The organism is Saccharicrinis aurantiacus (assembly GCF_947489045.1).
GTDB classification, from domain to species: Bacteria; Bacteroidota; Bacteroidia; order Bacteroidales; family Marinilabiliaceae; genus Saccharicrinis; species Saccharicrinis aurantiacus.
On sequence record NZ_CANLCN010000031.1, the window covers coordinates 26636 to 38619 of the forward strand.

Sequence of the window (11984 nt, forward strand, 5' to 3'; positions counted from 1 at the left end):
GCTTTGGCGTTTTTTATATATCTAGAAGCTAAGAAGCTTACTTTAAAGTTTCATCGAGCCACTTAAAGAATTCACGATGCCATAAAATGCCATTTTGCGGAGAAAGCACCCAATGACACTCCGTTGGAAAATATAAGAAACGTGCATTAAGGTCTCTTAATTTAGCAGTATTAAATGCTCCCATTCCTTGAGTATATGGAATTCTAAAATCCTTTTCTCCATGAATTACTAATATTGGAGTATCCCATTTACCAACAAATTTATGTGGAGAATTTGCATAAGTATTTTGGGCTACCTTATTGTCTTTATCCCAATAAGCACCTTTCATATCCCAATTCACAAAGAATTGCTCTTCGGTTGTAGAATACATTTGCTCAAAATTAAAAATCCCGCAATGCGATATGAGTGAATTAAAACGCCCGTTATGGTTACCTGCTAACCAATAAACCGAGTAACCACCATAACTAGCACCTATAGCTCCCAATTTATCATTATCAACAAATGGCTCTTCTGCTAAAGCATCGATGGCTGATAAATAATCTTTCATGTTTTGTCCGCCATAGTCGCCACTAATTTGCTCATTCCACTCTTGTCCAAAACCTGGTAAACCTCTACGATTCGGAGCTACAATAATATAATCGTTGGCAGCCATTAATTCAAAGTTCCAACGAATACTCCAAAACTGACTTACAGGACTTTGCGGTCCGCCTTGACAATATAAAAGCGTAGGATACTTCTTATTCTTATCAAAATTAGGAGGATAGATTACCCAAGTTTGCATTTTTTTGCCATCGGTAGTTTCAATCCATCTACTCTCAACATCACCCATTTTGATCTTAGCAAGAATATGATCATTTACTTGGCTAATATTTTTATCGGTTCCCTTCGCAACATCAACTACAACAATCTCTGTAGGTTGTTTCATGGTTGTTTTTGTGGCAATATACTTTTCACCAACCTTAATGGCTGAATTGTAATTTTGCACACCATCAGTAAGTTTAGTAATCTTTTTATCAGCAAATGTGATGTTGTAAATTTGATTACATCCATGATAATTACTTGTAAAACTTAATTCAGTTCCGGATGCATCCCACATAATGGAATGAACATTATAATCAAAACCTTCTGTAATATCAGTTTTAACACCTGTTTTTACATCTAGCACAAATAATCTATTTCTGTCCGACTCATAACCATCACGTTCCATGCTCTCCCAAGCTAAGTACTGTCCATTAGGAGAAAACTGTGGATTTAAATCGTAACCCATCATTCCCTCTGTAAGGTTAATGGTTGACTTATCTGTTGTGTTATATAAATATAAATCAGCATTAGTAGATTCGGCATAAGCTCTACCTTCTAATTTTTTACATGCATAAACTAATCCTTTCGAATCCTTACTCCATGCTAATTGCTCAACCCCACCAAATGGTTTCAATGGCGCATCAAAACGCTCGCCAGGCATAATATCAGTCCCGGAAGTTACCATTGCCGACATAGCTGCAATAAAAACGTGGCTGTAATTTTCATCTTCCCATCTATCCCAATGGCGATACATTAAATCGTTTTCTATACGTGCATTTGCTAAAGGTAAATCTGGGTGAATATCGTGTATATCCTCATCTAATTTAACTTCGGCTGTGTAAGCGAATTTTGAACCATCAGGAGAAATTAAAAAGTTTGTAATTCCATCTTTAATATCTGTTAGTTGCTTACGTTTAGAACCATCGGCACTCATTTCCCAAAGTTGACTTGTTCCAGATTCCGACGAAATAAAATTTATTTTGCTACCATCAGCATTCCAAACTACGGCATTTTCATTTGCAACCGTATTTGTAATTTGCTTTTTATTGCTACCGTCCACATTCATGGTGTACACATCGGTATAGCTCTTGTTTTCTTTAATATTTGTGTAAGCAATGGTGTACAAAATAGTACTTTGATCGGGCGATACCGAAACATTACCTACCCTACCCAATTGCCACATTAATTCTGGCGTTAGTTTATCCGAGGAAATTTCAATATCCTTATTTGAATACCCTGCATCTGACTTTTTTGCTGGGGAACAAGCAAATAACAAAGCCAAACTAGCTACATATAGTAGTTTCATTTTTTGCATAACTGTATTTATTGATTTGTAATGAATTTTGCCGCAATATAGCTACAATTCGTTGGATGAGAAACCACTCTTTTTTGAATATAGAACTTCTGTTTGACCCAAGAACTATAATTTAAAAAGGAATTACCTTAATCAGTTCCAAATCTAAACTGGTTCTCTCTTTTCCGGTAGCCTTATAAATAGCTGTAAAATACGACTTATCCTGAAGGTATTTCTGAGTGAAAACTTTTATAGAATCGGAATTTGTAAAATACCTTATGGTTGCCGAAGCTCCCATATCATGGTTTGAGAAAAATACAAACTGTGTTGTTCCCATGGGCCCAGGGTATTTAGAAACTATAGCGTAATCAACCACCTGCCCTGATGTGGCAATATTTATTTGGCTACTTCCTAAGCTAGGATGATCCTTAATCTGCAACTTATTTTTATAAAGCGTAAGGTACGGATTGGCACTATTAAACAAACCAATAAACTTATTATTGTTGAAGAGTGGACCAATATATATGGAATTCCCTGCCCTTATAGTTTCAAACGATGCGTTAGAATTATACTTAATAGCAAAGTCTTTTTGATAAGTAGAGAACAATTGGGCTATATTTTTTGAAGCAACTGCTCCCATATTGGTAAAATACTGATAATGTGAAGCACTTAAGTTATTCTTCAATTCAGGTTTCTTCTCTAACAATTTATAAAACTGTTCAAGCGAATTAACAGAGTAATCTCGGGTAAAGCCATCATTACCAGTGATTGTTTTACCTCGTATTCCAAAGGCATCACCAATAAATAGGGTTACAGATTTATCTTCCTCTAAAAATTCGCTCCATAATTGAGGTACTCTTTTTGGAATAAGAAGAAAAAATAGCAAAATGGCGATAATACCAATTAATAAAACATAGGGTAACGCTCGTAAACTAAAAATATTTCGCTTGCTATTACTTGTTCGTTGTTGTTTCTCAAAACTTAATTTATATTGCCCCTTTTCAATATTCACTCTCCATTGTTGGTCAGCTCCCTCGTTACTGTAATAATCAACTAACTTTTTACGCAGGTTATACATACTCACCCTAACACGAGTACTCGATTTTTCAACTGGTCCTTTATTTCCGAAGAATTCGAGATCGATAATATCTTCTTTCAAAAAAGTATTATTGATGCAACATTTACCCAAATATTTCAAAAGAGCAGAACTAGTTGTAGCTTTTTGAAAGGTTTTACTTTCTGTAATTTGGCTTATTATTTCTAATTTTTCTTCGTTAGAGGGCATATTATTTATGAGATGCGTTTCTGTGTAGTGAATTTTTAACACCTAGTAATCAACCTATAATTATATATCGTAACGGTTACAGCTACCGTTACAGATAGGTTAAAGATAATTATTTAAGGTAGAAACTCTTTATTTGCCTTTATCAATTTTAAAACCTAGATGATGAAACAGATCATAACACTTACACTATCTCTATTAATTAGCATAATGGCCTTTGCCAATGCTCCCAAAACTAAGGTACATTGGCCCAATACAAACACAATTAATGAGAATTGGCTCTACCTTGAAAAAGATACAGAAGATTTACCCCGCGAAAAGGATGGTGCATATACACAAATAAACTTACCTCATACTTGGAATGCAAGCGATGTATTAGAAACAAAAGATTACCGAAGAGCAGCATCGTGGTATCGTAAAAATATAACTTTTGATGCAGAACACTTGCAAAAGCGTAATTACATCCGCTTTGGTGCTGCTGGCCAGCAATGCAAAGTATACTTAAACGGAGAATTACTGACGCATCACTTTGGAGGCTACGGTGCCTTTACCTGCGAGCTTGTGAATTTAAAGGAAGGGAAAAATGTAATTGATGTTTGGGTATCCAATGCCAATAGTCAGGTAATTGCGCCAACAAGTGCCGACTTCAACTTTTATGGTGGATTATACCGTTCTGTACAATTAATTGAAGGACCTCAGATAAGTATATCGCGCAAGGAATTAGGTGGCCCGGGCTTTAGAGTTTGGAGCGAAAAGGTAAGCCAAACATCATCAGACTTAAAAGTACGTGTGAAGCTTGATAATGCATCGCAAAAGAAAAGTAAGTTATCACTTAAAATGCTATTGCAAGATGCAAACGGAAATATTGTTTCTGAACTGCAACAGAAAATAAGTGTAGAAGCAAACTCTGAAATAACACCACAGTTTGAAATGCCTACTATTATAAACCCCAATTTATGGTCGCCTGAGAATCCGAATTTATACCAATTAAAAATAAGTCTCCTAAAAGGAAAAACAGTAGTTGATGAAGTTGAATGTAATTACGGTTTTCGTTGGTTTGAATTTACGGCGGATAAAGGTTTCTTTTTAAATGGAAAATCGTACAAACTAAATGGAATTAATCGCCATCAGGATTACTATAAAAAAGGAAATGCAGTTCCGTTACAATTACATTATGATGATTTAATGTTAATGAAGGAGGCAGGCATTAATTGGCTCAGATTAGCACATTATCAGCAAGATGATTATATGCTACAATTATGCGATGAATTGGGTATGCTTGTGTGGGAAGAGATTCCTTTGGTAAATGGCTTTAAGAATAACGATGGTTTTAAAAACACCTTAAAATCGATGATGACTGATATGATTTATCAGCATTATAATCATAGTTCAATAATACTCTGGGGAATGGGCAACGAGGTATGGATGAAAGACAGAGGTGATGGTAAAGCACAGGTATATGATATTGTTTATATGCTAAATGAGATTGCTCATAAAGAAGATCCGGTGCGAAAAACAGTAATGGTTAATGGCGATAATGACCGATCGTGCGACTACTTAGTGAACCAAATTCCGGATGTATTTGGCTACAATCTATACCGAGGATGGTATAAAACCAATTACAACGATTTAACCAATCGCTGCCTTGATTTGAAAAAGAAGAATCCAGGTATTCCATTAATTATATCGGAATTTGGTGCAGGTTCAGATATGAATATACACACAGATCATCCGGTTCGACAAGATTTTAGTATTGAATACCAGAACGATTTTTTAGAAGCGCATTTAGATCAGTTTGCCAAAATGGATTGGCTTTGCGGTGTGAACCGTTGGTCGTTTGCCGACTTTGGTGCTGCGCATAGGGGCGACTCGAAACCCCACGTAAACCAAAAAGGCTTAGTTACTTTTGATAGACAAAAGAAAGATGCCTACTACTTATTACAATCAAAATGGAGCGATACACCTGTGGTTTACATTGCATCTGCTAGCTGGAAAGTACGTGGTGGTAAAGCAGAAAAACAATATCGTGTATTCACCAATTTGCAATCAGTAGAGTTTTTCCTTAATGGCAAATCCTTAGGCTCGCAAAGGAAAGGGTTTACATGGAATGTTAATTTAAAAGAAGGCAACAATACGCTTTTAGCTAAAGGAATAAAAAATGGTAAAAGCTATGAACATACTTGCAATGTAGTTTACGATGTATCACAGTCGGCTTATGGTATTTCGGCAAGTAAAGAATTACCTGGGCATGCAGCTGCATCAGTATTAGATAATGACACTGCTACTTATTGGGCTGCCGATGAGCAAGCATCTCTTCTTCTCGATTTAAAAAGAATCAGCCTGGTAAATGGTATCAGTATCACTTTTCTCGATCCTGATGTATATCTGAATAATATTGAAATCAGTGGCTCACTGAATGGTGAAGACTGGACTGTTTTATATACCGGAAAAATAAACCAATGGTCGTTAAAGGAAACATTTATGTATCCGAAACAGCAAGAGCAGCGCTATATTAAAGTAAAATCTTTGGCCAATAAAAAAGACAAATTCGATATGGGAATACGAGAAATAGAGCCTCTTATTAGCTTTGAAAAAGCTGAAAAAAACTTGTACGAAAGAGTTGGTGCAGGGGAATAAGATAAAAGCTTGAAATAAGAACAAATACCTTAAGGTGACGTAATAACAATAAATAAACCTATGAAATCTACATCAGTATTACTCCAATTAATCATCCTTACATTAATAAGTTCATGCTCCTCCTCGCCAAAAATACCTAAGGCAGAGGAGGTGTTTGAGCTAAGCAAAAGTGTAGCTGATTGGCAAATAAAAACATGGGATGAGCAAGGCAAATACAGGGCCTTGCCTGCCCCTGAAGATTGCAAAAAATGGCATCACAGAAATCAGTATCACGATTTAGAATGGCTGCCGGCTACTTTTTATGCTGGCTTGTATCAGTTTAGTGAAATTACCGACGATAATACATACACTGATTGGCTGGTTGAGATGGGCCAAAAGTACAATTGGAAATTGCACAAGCGTATGTATCATGCCGATGATCATGCAGTGGGGCAATTTTATTTAAGTTTGAACAGACTTACTGCCAAAGGTTATATGATGCGCCCAACCATGATACAGTTTGATGCCCTTATGAAAAGTGATAAAGCCAACGATTGGCACTGGCATTGGTGCGATGCCCTTTTTATGGCTCCACCTGTTTGGGCACGTTTGGCCAAAATTACTAGCTACAAAAAGTACTTAGATTATATGGATAAACAGTACCATATGACCTACGATAGACTGTGGGATAAAGAGGAAAAATTATTTTTCAGAGATAAGAAATACCTTACAAAAACCGAAAGTAATGGCGAGAAGTTATTTTGGGGCCGCGGCAATGGATGGGTTTATGGCGGATTGGCTTTAATGATTCCTGAGTTTCCTCAGCAGTGGGAAGGACGCCAGTTTTACGTACAACTGTTTCAAGAAATGTCGGAAACCCTAAAGCGCATTCAACGTCCTGATGGCACTTGGTCGGCAGGTTTATTAGGCGATGTTGCCGATTATCCTAATATAGAAACGAGCGGTACTTCCTTCTTCACTTTTGGCTTGGCTTGGGGCATACAAAACGGAATTTTAGATAAGGAAACCTACGAACCAGTATTGCTTAAAGCTTGGAGTGCCTTAGCCAGTGCAGTAACCAACGAAGGTATGTTAGGCTATGTTCAGCCCGTTGGAGCGGCACCCGGATTAAGTTATCCTAATTATACTGAACTATACGGAAGTGGTGCTTTTTTAGCTGCCGGATCGCAAATGTATCAGTACATTCAACATTTTTATCCTTCGGAGGATGAAAATAAAGCTGAAGATGTATACACCACCATGATGGAGAATGGCGGTTGGTGTTGGTATCAAGATCCTAGAGCCACCATTAAAAACGGAAAGCTCATTATTGCCGGTCTTGATGGGCAAAATGGCGATGTGAACGTGGGCATCTTCGATTTAAAATCGGAAACCATTGATGGTAAAGTTACCTTACATAAAGAACTACAGGCCGACGACCACGATGTACCCGCACTTTATAACCGTTCTGATGGCAGTATATTGGCTATGTGGGCCAAACACGGCAACGAAAAAATGCACCATTATGCCATTTCATCTACCAACGATTATTTAAAATGGGGAGATCCGCAGCAATTTAAATATACGTATAACGATCGCCGTGGTGTTACTTATATGAATTTATATGTCTTGAAGAACGAAGGTAAATTGTATAATTTTTATCGCGATGGCGAAACCTTTAATCCTTCTTTTATTACTTCGGATGACGAGGGATTAACATGGGGAAACCGCACACATTTTATTGCTAATGATTTAAAAGGGCGTCAGAGACCTTACGCACGCTACGCTCAACCCAATGCCAACACTATTGGCATTTCGTATACCGATGCACATCCTCGTCAGTATGGCAATAGTTTGTATTATGCGCAATTCAGAGATGGGGCTTTTTACAAAGTAGATGGCACTAAAATTAAAGATATTACAGAGGGCCCTTTGGGTACTTCTGAAGGCGAAAAAATATATACTGGTAGCGAGAACAACCATAAACCCGAGGGCTGCGAGAGTGTGCCAAACAGTGCTTGGACTTGTGCAATGGGGCAAGATGCCTCTGGAAATCCGCACATTGGATACTCCTTATATTTAAGCAACAGCGATCACCGCTACAGAATAGCCTCGTGGGATGGCAAGCAATGGAACGACCGCGAAATTGCCTATGCTGGCAAGTGCTTATATTATGTTGAGAGTTCGTACACGGGTTTAATGGCTTTTGACCCTACTGATCCAAAACAAGTTTATATCTCCACGGATGTGAATCCATCTACAGGCGAAGATTTAGGCGGACGACACGAGATTTATGGGGCTACAATTAATGCCACCGACGATATCACCACCATTAAATGGGAAGCCATAACATCTCACTCAAAATACAAAAATATCAGACCTATTGCTGTGGCCAACGAGGGCTACAAAGTACTTTTATGGCTACATGGACCTTGGGATACTTTTGTGAATTACGACGCCAATGTGAAGGGTGTTATTTTGGAGAGACCGAATTAGATATTTTGGACTTATTTACATGATAAAAAAGGCACAAAGAACCGTTATATCAAACGTTCTTTGTGCCTTTTTACTATAAAGCTGTTTTAAATTATACTGAAAACTGTGAGTAATCCCCAAATGGCTAAACAAGTTCTATTACAATTTTGTAAATACAAACATCAGTTTTCCCGATGTATGCACAGAAGCCTCTACCTTATATTCTCCTTCTTCGGTCATCCTAAAGTTAATTTCACCATATTGATTGACTGGTGCAGCCTCCACTAACCCGCTTGGTATCGATTCAACGGAGTAACAATCATCGTAAAACCAAGTAGTTGGACCCCAATCTGTATTTTGACCTAAGAACCTAAAAGTATAGTCCTCTGACAAAAAAGTAACATTGGCAGTACTAGTACCACTTAAAGTATTTTTGATTAAGCGTATACCTGTTGCCGGATCCCAATCTGCTTCAGTAGCATCCCCAACGATATATATTTCTTGTTCTTTTGTTATGGAAACAATATTTTTATCTAAATCAACCAGCACATGCCAAGAGCCATCCGGTAAAGATATATCCCACTCGTCTTCAGAAGTTAATATGTAGTCACCTTCTCCTACTTCTGAATATCTAACTATACCGAATTTAGTATCCCAATTTTTAGACTCCCCGAGGAATTTAAATAATATATCAGACGCTTCAAAAATAGTATACTCAAATTTACGATCTCCAACTTGTGTCATTTGGTAAGCGTTATCTGTATCCCAGTCATTGAAACTTCCAACTAAATAAACATCATCATGTATTATAGGATCCCCGTAATCTGCTTGTTGAAAAAGAACACTGTCAATCTCAACTGTTTCCTCCTGAAATATTATTACACCATCTTTATAAACATACATTTTTTCTTGTGCATTCCCCGTTATTGCAGCTACACACAATATCAATACTAGACTTATTCTTGCTATCATTTTCATCTGGGTTTAGTTTTTTATGAATTTAAGATTCTCAATTTTATCACAGTAATAAACACGGCATATATACATGCCTTTTTGCAATACTGAAACATTTATGCTATTGATAGCACCAAGGTCTTCTTTTTGCAGAATAGTACCTTTTAAATCGAGAATTTCGACTATACAATTGCAGTTATCTGAAGTGTTATTTTTAATATTTAAGATATCCTGTACAGGATTAGGGAAAAGCTCTATTTGGTTTAAAGCTGCTCCTTTTGGAGGCATATTTGTGGGTGTATCGCTAAAAAATAGCTTATCAATATTTGCTAGGGCGAAATTACTTGTAGAAGCATCCCAAGTAATTACGTTTAAATTATCACCTGTAAAGGTCAGCTTTCTAATTCCGTTTATCTCATGTGTGAAATTCTCAGAACCAACTTTTACATTTAAAATACTTTGAGCTTGAACTCCTACAAGTCCTATACCTAGAAGTAATACAACACAAAACTTCATTTTTCGTTTTCTCATATTTAGAACTAATTTAAGATTATTGAGGGCAATATACTTCTTTCTATAAAAAGTATAAGCACAAACATGAGTAGATGCGGGCATGGTTTCTTCCGCATATACTATATGATAATAATATATGCGAATCAAGGGTTGAGAATTAAATAAAAAAAGTTGGCTAAGAGTCTGATTTCCAAAGTTTTAAAATTGTTTAAATCCTTGAAAATCAGTATCTTAAAGTTGTTTTCGAAGCGACTTTTAGATATGACTCTCAAGGATAAGGACTACAATTTAGTAAGAATATACGACTTGGTCTGTGACTATTTTGATGAATTAAAATATTACTGTGAACGTTTCAGTAATAATAAAAAACCAGAGTTTACTGATGAGGAAGTAATGACTATATATCTGTTTGGTATCCAATATCAGGGGTATACAAAGGTGAAGCAGATACATAAATTTGCTTGTGATTACTTATTGGATTGGTTCCCTAAGCTTGGTTCTTACCAGGCTTATAATAATCGACTAAATCGATTAGATGGTGCATTTACAAGGTTATCTGAATTATTGCTTAGAGACTTTCAACCTGATGATTGCATAATCAACCAAAACCTACTGGATTCCATGCCCATCATCACTTGCTCAGGTAAAAGAAATGGTAAGGTAGCTAGGGAAATAATAGATAAAGGATATTGCTCCACAAAAGGGCTGTATTACTATGGCATGAAGTTACACATGCTAAGTTTTAGACGAAACGGAACATTACCATTCCCAGAGCAAGTACTTTACACCCCAGCATCGGTTAACGACATTACTGTTTATAAAGAAGCTTGGTCGCAGATGTATAATAGGACTTTCTTTGGTGATAAGATTTATATGAATCATGAGCATAATGAGGAAATGAAAATAAAGTATAATTCAGAGATGCTAACACCAATAAAGGCGATCAAAGGTATGCCTGAAATTATTAGGCAACGAATAAAAGCCGCAGATGATTTATTTTCTACAGCGGTTTCCAGTCTGAGACAGCCCATCGAAGCTATGTTCTCTTGGATAATTGAGAAAACAGATATTCAGAGAGCTAGTAAAGTTAGGTCAACCAAAGGCTTGATTGTACATGCCTTTGGTAAATTGTCTGCCGCATTTATAAATTATGCTTTTTAACCCTTGATTCGAATAATATCTTGATGGGTATAATAAGTTACATGAGATTTGTTATTCTGCTGTATTTCATTAATTTCGTAATCCGAATTTTTAACCTATACATAATGACCCCAATAAATAAAATCTGCAAAGCTGCGGTATACTCATGCAGCCAATTCATCTTCGAAAACAATTTTATCAAGCACTCAAAATTTCTGTATACAGGCGTGTGTAAATGTACATAAGGTACCTGGGCTAAAAATAGCTTGTGTACAAACGTATAAAGCACAAACTGAAGTCATTTTGCACTTTATACAAACCTAAATATGCCAAACTGGCAAGGGGAGCACTTTATACGTTTGTATTTTTTACGAACTGGACTCGGGAGATACTTTTTACGTTTGTACATACGCCAAACTGGCACAACACCCTTTGTATACAAACATACACGCCCCTTTAAATTATTAACCGCGTGTTTGTTTGTACACACGTGATTATAAAATGAAGCCCTTGTACAAATAATAACGAAATCCCTTTTATCTAAACTATAATAAATAATACCTATGAAGATTATTCAGAAAGTTTTAAGCTCTATGCGAAATGCCGAGCTAAACAATGTTGTTAGTAAAATTATTGGTGTATTTAGTGCCGATTTACTAACTAAAGATACAGCCTTGGCTGGTGTAATTAACGAAATTACTACACTGAACCAAGCATTAAACAAGTCTATTAACAAGGATAAAGCCTTATCTGATTTAGAACATTTAGATGACTTACGCGATAATGATTTTAGAGCTATAGTAGCATTAACGGATGGTTATACGCACTATCCTAACGTGAGTTCGATCTAAGCAGCCTTATTAATATGGTCATTATCTATGATGTCTATATTTAAAGAGGGTTTCTTAG

Annotated in this window: 8 protein-coding genes; 4 read left to right on the forward strand and 4 right to left on the reverse strand. The window is 36.5% G+C overall.

Translation table 11 applies throughout. From position 1 onward, the window contains the following. Positions 1 to 37 precede the first annotated feature (37 nt). Complete coding sequence (gene dpp5, locus QMO11_RS21075) at positions 38 to 2107, reverse strand: dipeptidyl-peptidase Dpp5 (protein WP_282039856.1); 2070 nt, start codon at positions 2105 to 2107, stop codon at positions 38 to 40. Between the two features lie 121 nt (positions 2108 to 2228). Then, positions 2229 to 3380 (reverse strand): hypothetical protein, encoded by a 1152-nt coding sequence (locus QMO11_RS21080; protein WP_282039858.1) that lies wholly within the window; start codon positions 3378 to 3380, stop codon positions 2229 to 2231. A gap of 162 nt (positions 3381 to 3542) precedes the next feature. On the opposite strand from QMO11_RS21080, the gene QMO11_RS21085 reads away from it, so the two are divergent. Then, on the forward strand, positions 3543 to 6014 hold the full coding sequence (locus QMO11_RS21085) for a glycoside hydrolase family 2 protein (protein ID WP_282039860.1): 2472 nt from the start codon (positions 3543 to 3545) through the stop codon (positions 6012 to 6014). 60 nt (positions 6015 to 6074) lie between these two features. Continuing rightward, positions 6075 to 8489 carry a glycoside hydrolase family 88 protein gene (locus QMO11_RS21090; RefSeq protein WP_282039861.1) on the forward strand — a complete coding sequence of 805 codons (2415 nt, stop codon included), beginning with the start codon at positions 6075 to 6077 and terminating at the stop codon, positions 8487 to 8489. Positions 8490 to 8627: 138 nt separating this feature from the next. On the opposite strand, the gene QMO11_RS21095 is transcribed toward QMO11_RS21090, so the two are convergent. Beyond that, complete coding sequence (locus tag QMO11_RS21095; RefSeq protein WP_282039862.1) at positions 8628 to 9440, reverse strand: cadherin repeat domain-containing protein; 813 nt, start codon at positions 9438 to 9440, stop codon at positions 8628 to 8630. Between the two features lie 12 nt (positions 9441 to 9452). Next, entirely contained in the window at positions 9453 to 9953 is a 501-nt protein-coding gene (locus QMO11_RS21100) for a T9SS type A sorting domain-containing protein (protein WP_282039864.1), read from the reverse strand. 243 nt (positions 9954 to 10196) lie between these two features. Between QMO11_RS21100 and QMO11_RS21105 the strand changes: the two genes are divergently transcribed. Continuing rightward, positions 10197 to 11096 carry a transposase gene (locus QMO11_RS21105; protein ID WP_282039867.1) on the forward strand — a complete coding sequence of 300 codons (900 nt, stop codon included), beginning with the start codon at positions 10197 to 10199 and terminating at the stop codon, positions 11094 to 11096. 542 nt (positions 11097 to 11638) lie between these two features. Beyond that, the gene (locus tag QMO11_RS21110; RefSeq protein ID WP_282039868.1) at positions 11639 to 11926 is read left to right on the forward strand and encodes a hypothetical protein; all 288 of its coding nucleotides are present in this window, start codon (positions 11639 to 11641) and stop codon (positions 11924 to 11926) included. The last annotated feature ends 58 nt before the right edge of the window (positions 11927 to 11984 follow it).